Origin of the sequence: Paenibacillus ehimensis NBRC 15659 (assembly GCF_004000785.1) — a bacterium.
In the GTDB taxonomy this organism is placed as follows: Bacteria; Bacillota; Bacilli; order Paenibacillales; family NBRC-103111; genus Paenibacillus_G; species Paenibacillus_G ehimensis.
Genome location: NZ_BILX01000010.1, coordinates 119,804 through 134,403, shown reverse-complemented (window position 1 = coordinate 134,403; position 14,600 = coordinate 119,804). Strand labels below are relative to the sequence as shown.

Sequence of the window (14,600 nt, the reverse complement as noted above, 5' to 3'; positions counted from 1 at the left end):
GGCGGCTGCCGCTTCATTCTGCGCTTCGTCCTTGGGTTTGCGCAGCCATCGGAACATGTGGCCCCTCCTTCTAACCGTTCTATAAATCTGTAAAATCATGTCACGCCTATTATAATAGACGCCGCGAATCACAAAAAAGTTACAAAAAAACTACAGTTTTTTAAAATGTTTTTCACGTATTGTCGCTTGGGAATCAACGCTCTCGGATCGCTTGCGCGAATGCGTCCTGCCACGCCACTTCCTCCAAGAACGCAAAAAAGCCCGGCACGCAAATCATTGCGTGCCGGGCCGTTTCGTTTCCCGCTTACCGGGAACGGAACTTCTGCGAGTGCTCCTTTGCCTGCTCGACGGTCGTAATTCGGTTGCGCTGCCACTCCAGCAAGATTCGGTCGATGTACCGGAAATGCAGCTTGCCGGCAAATACGGCTTCCTTAAGACCGGCGAGGATAAGCTCCTCGGGATAGCCATCTTTGTCGATCCACCCCGTTATCGATTCCAGCTCCATCGGAGTAAGCGGGCGGCCGAATTCGTTTTCGAAAATGGAGAAAATATCTTTTCGTTCCGTTTTAGCCGTTCGCTCGGCCTGTTTCCTGGCCGCCTGTTCCGCCCGATGCTCTTCGATGCGGCACTCCGCGAGCCGCTCCAGCAGCGGCTGCAAGTTATAAGCTTCGCTGTGGACTCCCGTAACGGGATCTTTGATCTCGTCGATCCGCAGCAGCTGCTCCCGGATCAGCTTTTGCAGTACGGCAATCACTTTCTCCTGCGGCAGCGACATGCGGGCTTGAAGCTCTTCCAATGTCGGAAAATCTTTGTTTTCCTTTTGCTTAAAGGCCATGACATGAAGAATCAGCATCACGTCCGGCTCCAGCAGCCCAAGCTGCTTGTAGTATTTGAACAGCCAGTAGGGAACGTCGACGTTCCCGTCCTGCCAGCCCGCGAGCAGAACGGACGGCAGCTCTTTCGTATCGTAATCGCTACGTCTCATGCCTACCCTACTTTCCGCTTACAGACTCGCGAGAACGGCTTCCGCATGCAGGCCTTACGGGTACAAGCGGTACAGCAGCCGCGGGAACGGAATCGTCTCGCGAACATGATCGAGCCCGCAAATCCAAGCGACCGTACGCTCAAGCCCCAAACCGAAGCCCGAATGCGGCACGGTACCGTATTTTCGCAGGTCGAGGTACCATTGGTACGCTTCTTTGGACAGCTCGTGCTGCCGGAAGCGTTCTTCCATCAGCTCCGGATCGTCGATCCGCTGGCTGCCGCCGATAATTTCCCCGTAGCCTTCCGGAGCGATCAGATCCGCGCAAAGCACGACTTCCGGACGGTTCGGGTCCGGCTTCATATAGAAAGCCTTGATCTCCGTCGGATAATGCGTGATGAACACCGGCTTTTCGTATTTCTCGGCAATGGCGGTTTCGTGAGGTGCGCCGAAATCTTCGCCCCACTCGAATTCGTGGCCGCTCTCTTGAAGAAACTTAACAGCTTCATCATACGTAATGCGCGGGAACGGCCCCACGACTTTCTCCAGCTTGGTCGTGTCGCGCTCCAGCGTCTCAAGCTCCTTGCGGCAGTTCTGCAATACCGACTGTACGATATGAGAGACGAACTGCTCCTGCACTTGAAGGTTCTCTTCGTGCGTAACGAACGCCATCTCCGGTTCGATCATCCAAAATTCGATCAAATGCCGGCGCGTTTTCGATTTCTCCGCCCGGAAGGTCGGTCCGAACGAGTATACCCGGCCGAGCGCCATCGCCGCAGCTTCCATGTACAGCTGACCGCTCTGCGTCAAGTAAGCGTCCTCGTCAAAATATTTCGTATGAAACAAATTCGTCGTTCCTTCGCAGGACGAAGGAGTCAAAATCGGCGGATCGACCAAATGGAAGTTGCGCTCGTCGAAAAATTGCTGAACCGCCCGGATGATTTGCGCGCGGATGACCAGAATCGCCCGCTGCCGCGGCGAACGAATCCACAAATGGCGGTGATCCATCAGAAAATCGACGCCGTGCTCCTTCGGTGTGATCGGATAATCGCTTGTGACCTGAATAATTTCAACGCCGGTCACCGTCAGCTCGAAGCCGCCTTTGCTGCGCGTATCCTCGCGCACCGTTCCGGTTACGTAGAGCGAGCTCTCTTGCGTCAGCTTGCCCGTATCTTCCCATACCTGCTCCGGCACCTCGTTCTTGACGACGACGCCCTGTATAAAACCGGAGCCGTCCCGCAGCTGCAGGAAACGGATCTTGCCGCTGGAACGGATGTTATGCAGCCAGCAGCCGATCGTCACCGATTCGTTTATATGTTTATTCACATCCCCGATCATACACAGGTTACGGTTCATGAAACATTCCTCCGCCTACTCATAAAATTGACCATCGTTCCTTAGTTTACATCATTTCGATCCAAAATCAACCTGTACGTGTCCCTGGCGATCACAAGCTCCTCGTTGGTCGGGATGACAAGCACCTGGACCCGGGAGCCCGGCGTCGTAATGGCGCGCTCTCCGGATTCGCGCCGTTCGTTCGCCGCTTCGTCCAGCTCCAGGCCGAGAAAGCTGAGATTGCGGCAAACCGCAGCCCGCAGCGAAGCGGAGTTTTCTCCGACCCCCGCCGTAAAGACGATGGCGTCCAACCCGTTCATGGCGGCCGCGTAAGCGCCGATATATTTGCGCAGCCGGTACTCGTACATGTCGAACGCGAGCGCCGCATTGCGGTCTCCGGTCTGCCTTGCTTCGTCGATCTCCCGCATATCGCTGCCGATGCCCGAGATGGCGAGCAGCCCGCTGTGCTTGTTCAGCATCGAGTTCACTTCGCTGAGCGTCAAGTCCTCCTTGCCCATCGTAAACGGGACGATGGCCGGATCGATATCCCCGCTTCGCGTTCCCATCATCAGCCCTTCCAGCGGCGTCATCCCCATGCTCGTGTCGTACGACCGCCCGTCCATCACCGCGGTGCAGCTCGCCCCGTTTCCGATGTGGCAGGTAACCAGCTTCAGCTCGCGGAGCGGACGCCCGAGGAAGGCCGCGGCGCGCTCGCTCACATAAGCGTGTGAAGTGCCGTGGAAGCCGTAGCGGCGAATTTTATGCTTCTTATAGAGCACCATCGGGATCGGGTACAAGTATGTGACCGGCGGCATCGTTTGGTGAAACGCCGTGTCGAACACGACGGCCTGCGGCACGTCCGGCATATTCGCTTCGACCGCCTGAATCCCAAGCATATGGGCAGGGTTATGCAGCGGTGCCAGATCGAACAACCGCTTGATCTCCTGCTTCACCTCTTCGTTGACCAGAGCGGAATTGGAAAACGATTCGCCTCCGTGCACGACCCGGTGGCCCACCGCGTCGATTTGCCGCGCCGATTCGAGCACCCCATGGACCGGATGCACCAGCATATCCAAGACCTTGCGGATCGCCGTCGTGTGCTCCAAAATTTCACTGACTTCGCGCACGTCCTGCTTACCCTCCGGCTCGTAAGTCAGGATCGCGGATTCCATCCCGATCCGCTCCACCTTCCCTTTGGCCAGCACGGATTCGTTCTCCATCTCGTAAAGCTGAAACTTAAGAGAAGAGCTGCCTGCGTTAATGACGAGTACGATCATATCCGGTCACCATCCTTATCGTAGCGGAAAAAGCCTTGCCCCGTCTTCGTGCCGAGATGACCGGCCCTGACCATCTGCTTCAGCAGCACCGATGGCCGGTACTTCACATCGCCGAATTCACGGAACATACGTTCCATTGCGGCCAGCACCGAATCCAAGCCGAAGCGGTCTGCCATCTCCAGCGGCCCATAATGAAAATCATAGCCGATTCGCATCGCATTATCAATATCGTCCGCGCTGGCTACTCTCTCCGACAACGCGTGCATCGCTTCATTGATCAGCACGCAGATCAGCCGCGTCGTGACAAAGCCCGGCGATTCATACACTTGTATGCCGCGTTTTTGAATCGTCTCTTCGACGAATTTCCGGGTCGCCTCGAAAACATCCTCTCCCGTTTTCAGCGCCCGGATAATTTCCACCAGATGAATTTTCGACACCGGGTATAAAAAATGAAGTCCGATCACGCGCTCCGGATACTGCGTCTCCGCCGCCAGTTCCGTCAAGCTGAGCGTAGACGTGTTGCTGGCGAGGATGATCGACGGCGGGCATACCTCGTCAAGCTTGCGGAATACTTCTTTTTTAACGTCCAGATCTTCCGTCACGGTTTCGATGACCATGTCGCATTCGGCCAACCGGTGAATATACGTTTCCTTCGCGATGCGCGAAAGAATCAATTTTTTCTCAACGGGAGTGATCGCCCATTTCTCCAACTGCTTGTCCAAACTGATCTCAATTTGCTCCCAAGCCTGATCCAGCTTTTCAGGCGTCCGTTCGATCAGCATGACTTCCAACCCTTTGGCAGCCAACATTTCGGCAATGCCTTGACCCATCGTTCCGGCGCCCACGACGCCGATTTTGACAAAACTCATTTGTGTCACCCTCCCATCATGCTTCCAGTGATATTATACACAACGCTTTCGGCGTTTGAAAAAACATAGATCACACTTTTCACGAAAATTGTCGAAGTTTTTGAACATTATATGATAAAACGCGTCCGGATCAAAAAAAAAGACCCGGCCTCGCTTCTCATTCGAGAATCGGGCCGGGCAATTCGCGCTAAACAATTATCTTATTTGTATGCGAGACGCGCTTGATGCGCCGCTTCATATGCCGAAATTTTGTCTTCATGCTGCAGCGTCAGACCGATATCGTCGAGACCGAGCAGCAGGAATTGACGGCGGTGCTCATCCAAATCGAATTCGATGCTTAGGCCTTGATCGTCGGTGATCTTTTTGTTCTCCAGATCGACAGTCAGCTTGTAGCCTTCTTTCGCAGCGGTGCGCTGGAACAGCTCTTCGACCTGCTCTTCGCTCAGCTTGATCGGCAGAATGCCGTTCTTGAAGCAGTTGTTGTAGAAAATGTCGGCGAACGACGGCGCGATCACCACTTTGAACCCGTAGTCCTGAATAGCCCAAGGCGCATGCTCCCGGGAGGAGCCGCAGCCGAAGTTGGCGCGGGAAATCAGAATGGAAGCGCCTTGATAGCGCGGCTGATTCAGGCTGAACTCCGGAATCGTATTGCCATTCAGGTCAAAACGCCACTCGTAGAACAGGAACTGGCCGAAGCCGGAACGCTCGATACGTTTCAAAAATTGTTTAGGGATAATGGCGTCCGTGTCCACGTTCACGCGGTCCACCGGACCAACCAGGCCGGTATGCTGTTTAAAAGCTTCCATGTCGTTTAACTCCTCGCTTCGATAAGATGATCTTCTAAGCTTCCTGCTTCACTTTGAATTTCCAATCGCGCACGTCGGTGAAACGGCCTTCGATCGCTGCCGCGGCTGCCATCGCCGGAGACACAAGGTGCGTGCGTCCGTCACGGCCTTGACGGCCTTCGAAGTTCCGGTTCGACGTCGAAGCGCAGCGTTGGCCCGGCTTCAGCACGTCCGGGTTCATCGCCAGACACATGCTGCAGCCGGCATCGCGCCATTCAAAGCCCGCTTCGATGAAAATTTTATCGAGCCCTTCTTTTTCCGCTTGGATTTTGACCCGGCCCGAGCCCGGCACGACGATCGCCGTCACGTTCGGGGATACCTTGTAGCCTTGAGCCACGGCGGCCGCCGCGCGCAGGTCCTCGATCCGGCCGTTCGTACAGGAACCGATAAATACATAATCAATCGTAACGTCCGTCATCAGCGTTCCCGGCGTCAAGCCCATGTACTCAAGCGCTTTTTCCGCCGCTTTGCGCTCGTTCTCCGTGCTGAAATCGGCCGGATTCGGCACGCGGGACGTAACGTCGGTTCCCATGCCCGGGCTGGTACCCCAGGTGACTTGCGGAATCAAGCTTTCCGCGTCAAATTCAACCACGCGATCGTACACCGCGCCTTCGTCCGTCGTCAGCTGCTTCCAAGCCGCTACCGCTTGCTCGAACGCCTCGCCCTGCGGCACATATTCGCGACCGCGGAGGTAGTCGAACGTCGTTTGGTCTGGAGCGATCAAGCCTGCTCTTGCACCCGCTTCGATCGACATGTTGCACACCGTCATGCGTTCTTCCATGGACAGGTTGCGAATCGCTTCGCCCGTGTACTCGATAACATAGCCGGTCGCAAAATCCGTGCCGTATTTGGCAATGACGCCGAGAATCAAGTCTTTCGCCGTAACCCCCGGCTTCAGCTTGCCGTTAATGCGCACTTCCAGCGTTTTCGGCTTCGCTTGCTGCAAGCACTGCGTCGCAAGCACGTGCTCCACTTCGCTCGTTCCGATCCCGAACGCCAGTGCTCCGAACGCGCCGTGAGTCGACGTGTGGCTGTCGCCGCACACGATCGTTTTCCCGGGATGCGTCAATCCGAGCTCCGGTCCCATAACGTGAACGACCCCTTGATCGATGCTGTTCAGGTCAAACAAGGTGACGCCGAAATCCGCGCAGTTTTTGGACAGCGTATCGATCTGCTGCTTGGAAATCGGATCGGTGATATTAAAGCGATCCTTTGTCGGCACGTTGTGATCCATCGTCGCGAATGTCAAGTCCGGACGGCGAACCTTGCGGCCGCTCATGCGCAGGCCTTCGAACGCTTGCGGAGAAGTCACTTCATGGACCAGTTGAAGGTCGATATAAATGATGCTCGGCTTGCCCGGCTCCGAATGAATGACGTGATTGTCCCAAATTTTTTCGAACATTGTTTTTGCCATCAGTTCCACCTCGGTATCTGAATGATGCTCCTAATGTCGTTTATCGTATCACGTCCAACTTCATTGATCCAAGATATAATATCTATAGCCTTCATAGGTTTTGACTATAGATATTAGATCTTTCAGCCAAATTATGAAGAGCTTGCCTGCCCGCAAGGCTTGTATATTTGAAGATTTTTTAGGACAACCTTTCAACGAAAGCAAAAGTAAGGGAGCTGGAAAGCATGAGCAAGCTGTTGGTCAAACTCGTCGTAAACGCTCTATTTACCGTCCCGCTGCTGCTTTATTATTCAACCGCGACGCCGTTCCAAGCTTTGATGGCCTCCCTTAGCCTGAGCATTCTGGCCTTTTTTCTCGGAGATCAATGGATTCTCGACGAATTCGGGAACGCTGCCGCAACATTGGCCGACGGACTGCTGGCCGTATTATTTTTATGGGCCATCGGAATCGCATATCGTTGGGGATTGTCCTGGTCGGAGCTCGCCGTTCTCGCGGTCGTCACGGCTGCCGTTGAATTCGGGTACCACCTGCTGCTCCGAAGATGGGACGTCCGTTGGTATTCGTGATTATACCCCGAGGAGGACTGCACAATGACCGATACGTCTCGCCCGGAGAAGGCGGCCCCGTCAGAAGAGCCCGCTGCCGGCAAAGTAAAGCTGGTTGCCGAAATGCCTGGGGACGAAGAGATGCGCGAGCATTTGGAAGAAATGAAACGGAACGACGGGTATCCCGGCTCTTGCGGGACTTGATGCTTCCCGGCCGAAACCTGCGGCTGCTTGCAGGTGTGTCAGATCCTATTTCGTTCTAATCTGGAAGAAGGAGCCTCCCGCTCTTTCTTCCTTTTTTTGTTCAGGAACCGCCAGCCCTTTCATTCTTATAACAAATACGTTACGATTAGCGTAACATTGATAGGTATTCTTTATAAAAGGAGCCGAGCCGCATGGAACTGCGCCAGCTGCAATACGCTTTGCAAATTGCCATTGACAAAAACTTTTCCCGCGCCGCGGAAAAGCTCCATATCGCCCAGCCGTCGCTCAGTCAGCAGCTTTCCAAGCTGGAGAAAGAGCTCGGCGTTCTATTGTTTCAACGGACGACCAACTCGGTCGAGGTCACCTATGCGGGAACCCGGTTCGTGGAAAAAGCGCAAAAAATTCTCGACATGGTCGAGCAGTTAAAACAAGAGATGGAAGACATTTCCCAAATGCGCCGAGGAAAGCTGGTCGTGGGGAGCCTTCCGATTACAGGCGCGCACGTGCTGCCGCTCGTCCTGCCCGTCTTTCAGGAGCGCTACCCGGAAATCGATATCGTGCTCGTCGAAGAGACGACCTCGAACCTCGAGCAATTGACGGCGAGCGGACAGGCCGACATTAGCCTGCTTTCCCTGCCTCTGATCGACGACTCGCTCGATTACGAGCCGGTCATCGAGGAAGAGATTGTACTAGCCGTCCCGCCGCAGCATCCGTTGGCCGCGCGTCTGACCGACGGAGCAAACAAAACGGTCGACATTGCGGAGCTGCGGGAGGAGCCGTTCATTGCGCTGAAAAGAGGCCAAGGCTTCCGTCAAATTGCGATCGAATTGTGCAATGATGCCGGTTTTACGCCGAACATCGTGTTCGAGAGCAGCAATATCGAGACGGTCCAGTCGCTCGTCGCGGCGGGGATGGGCATTGCCTTCATCCCGCGTATGCTGCTGAGGGGCTGGAACGAGCTGGCACCCGCGTACCTGCAGCTGTCCAACCGGCCGACGCGTACGCTCGTGATCGCCCACCGCAAGGGGCGTTATTTATCGAAGGCGGTCGCCGCGTTCATGGAGACGTTCCGCAGGGTGATGGAAGCCGAACGTGCAAAAAACCGGCCGGAATGACCCGAACCGGTTTTTTGCTTACTTTTTTAATACAAGGAAGGACGTCTGTCTTCGAACACCGGAATTTTGCTGCGCACCGCCGGCACCTGGCTGAGGTCGACGGCAGCGCGAACGATCGTTTCGGCTTCCCCGCCTTCGGCCAATACCTCGCCCCACGGATCGATGACCATCGAATGGCCGAAAAACTCCGTCGTCCCGCTCACGCCTACACGGTTGCAGGAGACGACGAACATCTGGTTCTCGATCGCCCTCGCCATCAGCAGCGTGCGCCAGTGATGCAGCCGCGGATTCGGCCATTCGGCCGGAACGAATAATATTTGCGCTCCGCCGAGCGCCAGCTTGCGCGCAAGCTCCGGGAAGCGGATGTCGTAACAGATCATCATGCCCGCCGGAATGCCGTCCAGCTGCAGTTCGCCCGCACGGTCTCCGCTTTGCAGAAACTTCTCCTCATCCATCAGCCGGAACAAATGAATTTTCGAGTAGTCTCCTGCACGGTTTCCATGCCGGTCGTATGCGAATATCGTATTGTAAACGCCGTTGTCCCGCTTCTCCGCGATCGAACCGCCGATGATGTTTACGCCGTGCTTTCGGCTAAACGCCGACAGCAGCGCCTCGGTCCGCTCCCCGTAATGGTCCGCGAGCTCTTGAATCCGATCCAGCGCATAGCCGGTGTTCCACATCTCCGGAAAGACGATCACATCCGGCTTCGTATCGTGAGCGACCGCTTCATCCAGAAGGCTCTCCAGCTTTGCGAAGTTGCGCTCGGGCTCTCCTATTGCAATGTCCATTTGCAGCAGAGCCAAATTCCATAATTGCCCAGCCATCTAACCTTCCCCCTTACCCGTCGCGAAATTCTGCACGCAGCGGCCCGCTTAGGGGAACTGCGCCGTTTCTTCCTATTATCATAGAGCAACGGAAGCGGAACTGCAACGCGCTTGAGCACAGAATATCGTCCAGCGGTCCCGTTCCTCGAAGGGCTCGTTCATTTCATAGCCCGAGCCCGCAGCGATGCCATCCGCCAAATCTTGAAGCTCCGCATCCGACAATTCATGCAAAATCGAACGTCCCTTTCGGCATAAAAGCTCCTCCCGATAGTCGCTATAGCTTGCGTAGCTTTTGCGTACCTCCCACAGCTGCGTCTCTTCCACTACAGAGAACCCCGATCCTTCCAGAGCCTTGCGTATGGTCGCCGCATCGTGACGCCGTCCAGCTTCCAGCTCCCGGAGACGCGGGTACTTCTCGAACCAATAGCCGCGCAGATGCTCTCTGCTGCCGGGAAGCAGGCAATCCCCAGGCGTGCGATCCTGGACGATCAGCATCCCTCCGGGCTTCAAAATCCGCCGTGCTTCGCGAAATACGTCCGGCAGCGCTTCCGCGGCAACATGGTGGATCAGCGCGCGTTCCAGCACGAGCTCGACAGAGTCATTCGGCAATCCCGTCCGATCCGCCGTTCCTTGCGCCAAACGGATTTGCCCGTACGCTGCGCAATACTCGGCAGCCCCTTGAAGCATCGCTTCGGAGAAATCGATGCCGACGACCGACGAAACGCCCAGCTCCGCCAAAGCTGCGGAGTAAATACCGCCGCCGCAGCCGATATCCGCAGCCGTTTTCCCTTGGGGTTGCGCCAGCCTTCGAATAAGCTCCATCCAGCTGGGATCGGCGTGCCTGCCCGTATAGGTATATTTATTGTTTTCATCGTGGAAGCTTATCGCCATTACAGTTCCCTCCGTCTCCATATTATTTCATCATGTGAAACCACATATCATCAAATGAAACAACCTACAAATAATATAACACATCCTCTTGATTTTGCACATGATAAACCATGAATAACGTTCCACTCGACAGCTAAATGGATTTTTCGAGGAAATAGACCCGTATACACGCACCGTTTTTCATGTTACATTATTCCTATCCGCCCAGGATAATTTATGTATTCCGATCAGAACACAAGGAATTTATTTTGGCAGCAACTCAATTGAACTTAAACAAATGGAGTGACATAGATGAACACCAACAACCCAACAAAAGCGGCCGTCAGCGCTTTTCCCATGAACCCGGCGGAGCGGCTGCAAGAACTTCCCACCCAATTTTTCGCTACGCTCGTACGCAAAGCCAATGTCCAGATTGCCGCAGGACACGACGTGATCAATCTGGGACAAGGCAATCCGGATCGTCCGACTCCGCCGCATATCGTCAAGGCGCTGCAAAAAGCGGCGGAAAATCCGCAGTACCACCGTTATCCTCCGTTCAACGGCTATTTGTTCTTAAAAGAGGCCGTCGCCCAACGATATCGGGAAGACTACGGCGTCGAGCTCGACCCGGAGACGGAAGTGGCGGTTTTGTTCGGCGGCAAAACCGGTCTTGTGGAAATTTCCCAATGCCTGCTTAATCCCGGCGACGTCTGCCTGGTGCCGGACCCGGGATATCCGGATTACTGGTCCGGCGTCGCTCTGGCCGGCGCCCGGATGGCCTTCATGCCGCTCCTGGAATCGAACGGGTTCCTGCCGGATTACAGCGCGCTTTCCGCCGATGACGTGAACCGGGCGAAGCTGCTGTTCATCAACTATCCGAACAATCCGACGTCGGTTTCGGCTCCGGCTTCCTTCTATGAGGAGACGATTGCTTTTGCGGCAAAGCACGGCATTGTGGTGGCCAGCGACTTCGCTTACGGCGCCATCGGCTTCGACGGCCAGAAGCCGGTCAGCTTTCTGCAGCTGCCGGGCGCCAAGGAGGTTGGCGTCGAATTTTACACGTTGTCCAAAACGTACAACATGGCCGGCTGGCGAGTCGGCTTCTGCCTCGGCAATCCCGAAATCGTACGGATGATCAACTTGATTCAGGATCATTACTACTGCAGCTTGTTCGGAGGCATCCAAGAGGCGGCGGCCGTGGCATTGACCGGTCCGCAGGACAGCGTTCGCGAGCTCGTGCAGATGTACCAGAGCCGCCGAGACGCCCTGTTCGGAGCCTTGGACCGAATCGGCTGGCAAGCGTCGCGCTCGCAAGGCTCTTTCTTTACTTGGCTGCCTGTGCCGAAGGGCTATACGTCCGAGTCGTTCTCCGACATGCTGCTCGAGCAGGCCAAGATTGTCGTCGCTCCGGGTATCGGCTTCGGCGACCATGGCGAAGGCTACGTGCGCCTCGGCCTGCTCAGCACCGAAGAGCGGCTCCGTGAAGCGGTTGACCGAATCGAGGCCCTTCGCTTGTTCGGTTGACCGCCTTTACAAACCTCCCCCCTCATGCTATGCTTATGAAAAGCAAAACGTATTGATGGGAATAGTAGGAAAGCCCCTGCACGATCAGAGAGTAAATTCCACCGGCTGCGAGAATTTACCGTGGAGCCTTGCCGAACCCGCCCCTGAACGGCCAGCGACGAGCTGGACGGCTTTCCCTGCCGTTACAAGGGACTGAAGCAGGATGAGTTGGTCGTCAATTCATCAAGTAAGGTGGTACCGCGGAAGTAGAGGCTTTCGTCCTTAAAGGACGGGGCCTTTTTGTGTTTTCCGCACCTGCCCCGGACGACAGCCAGATCAGTCATAGAAAGAGTGATTCCTATGCAGCAAACGATCGTAGTGAAAATCGGCAGCAGCTCGCTAACGTCCGACGAAGGCGGGTTAAACCGGGCAAAAATCGTATTTTTCGCCGCAGAGCTGGCGGCGCTTCACCGCCAAGGCTTTCCCGTGCTCCTCGTGACCTCGGGAGCCGTGGCAGCCGGCTTTCGGGAGCTGGGCTACGCGTCGCGTCCCAAGCTGCTGCACGAGAAGCAGGCCTCCGCTTCCGTCGGGCAGGCATTGCTGATGCAAGCATATCAGGCGGCATTCTCGGAGCATGGCGTAGGCGTAGGACAAATTTTGCTGACCCGCTCCGACTTTTCCAACCGCAAGCGAATCCATAACGCTCAGATGACGATTGAAGAGCTGCTGCGCCGCGGAATGCTGCCGATCATTAACGAGAACGACACGGTCGCGGTCGACGAGCTGAAATTCGGGGACAATGACACGCTTTCCGCCCTCGTAGCCAATCTGGTCCGGGCGCAAAGGCTGGTCATCCTTACCGATACGGACGGATTGTACACCGAGGACCCGCGTAAAAACGCCGACGCCAAACGGATCGACCGCGTGCTGGAAATCGACGAAAGCATTTACCGGATCGCCGGCGGCTCCGGCTCCATGGTTGGGACCGGCGGCATGCGGTCCAAAATCGAAGCCGCACGAATCGCGATGCGCGGCGGCGTCCCGGTGTTCGTCGGGCGTGTCGCAGAGCCCGGCGATCTGATGCTGGCCGTGGAAGGAACCGGTAAAGGCACTTATTTCGATACGTCGGAGCATAATTTGCCGATGAAGAAGCAGTGGCTCGGCTTCCACTCCCAGCCGCAGGGCGCCGTCTACGTAGACGAAGGCGCAGAGCTGGCGCTCGTCGCCGGCGGCAAGAGCTTGCTGCCCGCGGGCGTCAAGGAAGTGACCGGGGAGTTTCATGCCGGCGACGTCATCGAGGTGCTCGGCCCGGACGGGGAGACGGTCGGGCGCGGCGTCGTCAACTACGACTCTTGGCAGCTTCAGGCTGTTGCCGGCCTTAGTACGGAGGAAGTACAGAAGCGGATCGAGGTATCGCGCATCGAAGTCATCCATCGCGACGAATGGATCACCCTTGCATCCACGGCAAAAACAAAGGATACAGCCGAAACCTAGGCTAGCACGACCTTAAACGACGCTCCGAAGGAGGAAGTTGAACATGACAACGGATCAAGCTCTTAACCCGAGCGAAGTGGTGCAAAAAGCGAAGCTGGCTAAGCAAGCCGCTCCGAAGCTCGGTCTGCTCGGAACGGAGCAAAAGAACGATGCGCTGCTGCGCATGGCGGACGCCCTCGTAGCGGAGGCCGAATCGATTATCGCCGCCAACGCCGAGGATTTGCAGCGCGGTCGCGAGAGCGGCATCAGCACGTCGCTGCTCGACCGGCTGGCGCTGAACCGCCAGCGGATCGAAGCGATGGCCGACGGATTGAGGCAGGTCGTTGCTTTGCCCGATCCGATCGGCGATACGCTGGAGGCGTTCGATCGCCCGAACGGCCTGCAAATCCGCAAGGTCCGCGTACCGCTCGGCGTCATCGGCATGATTTACGAAGCACGTCCGAACGTTACGGTGGATGCGGCCGGGCTCTGCCTGAAAACCGGCAACGCCGTCGTACTGCGAGGCGGCTCCTCGGCACTCCATTCCAATAAGCGGATCGTTGAGGTGCTTCACGCGGCACTGAGATCGACCGACGTTCCGGCGGAAGCGCTGCAGCTCGTGATGGACCCGAGCCGCGCTTCGGTCGACGAAATGCTCAAGCTGAACGGTCTGCTGGACGTGCTTATTCCGCGCGGCGGCGCTTCGTTAATTCAGAACGTCGTCAAGAACGCAACCGTGCCGGTAATCGAGACCGGAGCCGGCATTTGCCATACCTATATCGACGCCAGCGCGCAGCCCGACATGGCGCTCAAGATCGCCATCAATGCGAAAGTACAGCGGCCTTCGGTTTGCAACTCGATGGAAACGCTGCTGGTGCATCGCGATTTTGCGGAGCGGCATCTGGCGAACATCGCCGAGCAATTCGTGCAGCAAATGGTCGAGCTGCGCGGCGATGCGGAGGCGCAGCGGCTCGTGCCGGCGGTGAAAGCGGCATCGGAAGCCGACTGGGATACCGAATATAACGACTATATCTTGAACGTTCGCGTCGTGAACGGGCTGGACGAGGCGCTGGCGCACATACGCCGCCACGGAACGATGCACTCCGAATGCATCGTGACCGAGGACGAAGCGAACGCTGCGCGCTTTCTGCGGGAAGTGGATGCGGCGGCCGTGTATCATAACGCCTCCACCCGTTTCACGGACGGCTTCGAATTCGGGTTCGGCGCCGAAATCGGCATCAGCACGCAAAAGCTGCACGCCCGCGGCCCTATGGGCTTGCCGGCGCTGACGTCGACCAAATACTGCATTGCCGGAAACGGGCAAATTCGCGGTTAACCCAGAAG

At 56.4% G+C, this 14,600-nt stretch carries 14 protein-coding genes and 1 other annotated feature; of the genes, 6 read left to right on the top strand and 8 right to left on the bottom strand.

The window, feature by feature from the left end; translation table 11 throughout:
- Positions 1-304: 304 nt before the first annotated feature.
- From PEH01S_RS08725 to leuC, 6 genes are all read right to left on the bottom strand, one after another.
- Positions 305-985 carry a DnaD domain-containing protein gene (locus tag PEH01S_RS08725; protein WP_025853356.1) on the bottom strand — a complete coding sequence of 227 codons (681 nt, stop codon included), beginning with the start codon at positions 983-985 and terminating at the stop codon, positions 305-307.
- A 54-nt stretch (positions 986-1,039) separates the two neighbouring features.
- Positions 1,040-2,338, bottom strand: coding sequence for an asparagine--tRNA ligase (gene asnS, locus PEH01S_RS08720; protein ID WP_025853357.1), 1,299 nt, complete (start codon positions 2,336-2,338; stop codon positions 1,040-1,042).
- A 41-nt stretch (positions 2,339-2,379) separates the two neighbouring features.
- On the bottom strand, positions 2,380-3,594 hold the full coding sequence (locus PEH01S_RS08715; protein WP_127484884.1) for an acetate/propionate family kinase: 1,215 nt from the start codon (positions 3,592-3,594) through the stop codon (positions 2,380-2,382).
- Positions 3,591-4,463: a 3-hydroxyacyl-CoA dehydrogenase family protein gene (locus tag PEH01S_RS08710; protein WP_025853360.1), complete on the bottom strand. Its 873-nt coding sequence runs from the start codon at positions 4,461-4,463 to the stop codon at positions 3,591-3,593. Before PEH01S_RS08710 ends, PEH01S_RS08715 begins: the two co-directional genes overlap by 4 nt.
- A 200-nt stretch (positions 4,464-4,663) precedes the next feature.
- Positions 4,664-5,269: a 3-isopropylmalate dehydratase small subunit gene (leuD, locus tag PEH01S_RS08705; RefSeq protein WP_025853361.1), complete on the bottom strand. Its 606-nt coding sequence runs from the start codon at positions 5,267-5,269 to the stop codon at positions 4,664-4,666.
- Positions 5,270-5,303: 34 nt separating this feature from the next.
- Positions 5,304-6,722: a 3-isopropylmalate dehydratase large subunit gene (gene leuC / locus PEH01S_RS08700; protein WP_127484882.1), complete on the bottom strand. Its 1,419-nt coding sequence runs from the start codon at positions 6,720-6,722 to the stop codon at positions 5,304-5,306.
- 224 nt (positions 6,723-6,946) lie between these two features.
- On the opposite strand from leuC, the gene PEH01S_RS08695 reads away from it, so the two are divergent.
- The 3 genes from PEH01S_RS08695 (at position 6,947) to PEH01S_RS08690 (ending at position 8,586) form a co-directional block, all read left to right on the top strand.
- A complete protein-coding gene (locus PEH01S_RS08695; RefSeq protein WP_127484880.1) occupies positions 6,947-7,288 on the top strand; it encodes a DUF2512 family protein in 342 nt (113 codons plus the stop codon).
- Positions 7,289-7,312: 24 nt separating this feature from the next.
- Entirely contained in the window at positions 7,313-7,471 is a 159-nt protein-coding gene (locus PEH01S_RS34515; protein ID WP_164827736.1) for a hypothetical protein, read from the top strand.
- Between the two features lie 191 nt (positions 7,472-7,662).
- Positions 7,663-8,586 (top strand): LysR family transcriptional regulator, encoded by a 924-nt coding sequence (locus PEH01S_RS08690; protein WP_127484878.1) that lies wholly within the window; start codon positions 7,663-7,665, stop codon positions 8,584-8,586.
- A gap of 26 nt (positions 8,587-8,612) precedes the next feature.
- On the opposite strand, the gene PEH01S_RS08685 is transcribed toward PEH01S_RS08690, so the two are convergent.
- Together PEH01S_RS08685 and PEH01S_RS08680 are read right to left on the bottom strand one after the other, a co-directional pair.
- Entirely contained in the window at positions 8,613-9,410 is a 798-nt protein-coding gene (locus PEH01S_RS08685; protein WP_025853366.1) for a carbon-nitrogen family hydrolase, read from the bottom strand.
- Between the two features lie 78 nt (positions 9,411-9,488).
- Entirely contained in the window at positions 9,489-10,301 is an 813-nt protein-coding gene (locus tag PEH01S_RS08680) for a class I SAM-dependent methyltransferase (protein WP_025853368.1), read from the bottom strand.
- 291 nt (positions 10,302-10,592) lie between these two features.
- Here PEH01S_RS08680 and PEH01S_RS08675 point away from each other — a divergent pair, with 291 nt between their 5' ends.
- The 3 genes from PEH01S_RS08675 (at position 10,593) to PEH01S_RS08665 (ending at position 14,592) form a co-directional block, all read left to right on the top strand.
- Positions 10,593-11,804, top strand: a complete 1,212-nt coding sequence (locus tag PEH01S_RS08675; RefSeq protein WP_127484876.1) for a pyridoxal phosphate-dependent aminotransferase — start codon at positions 10,593-10,595, stop codon at positions 11,802-11,804.
- A gap of 43 nt (positions 11,805-11,847) precedes the next feature.
- Positions 11,848-12,070 (top strand) — a binding site (T-box leader).
- A 73-nt stretch (positions 12,071-12,143) separates the two neighbouring features.
- On the top strand, positions 12,144-13,277 hold the full coding sequence (proB, locus tag PEH01S_RS08670) for a glutamate 5-kinase (RefSeq protein WP_025853370.1): 1,134 nt from the start codon (positions 12,144-12,146) through the stop codon (positions 13,275-13,277).
- A 43-nt stretch (positions 13,278-13,320) separates the two neighbouring features.
- A complete protein-coding gene (locus tag PEH01S_RS08665; RefSeq protein ID WP_025853372.1) occupies positions 13,321-14,592 on the top strand; it encodes a glutamate-5-semialdehyde dehydrogenase in 1,272 nt (423 codons plus the stop codon).
- The last annotated feature ends 8 nt before the right edge of the window (positions 14,593-14,600 follow it).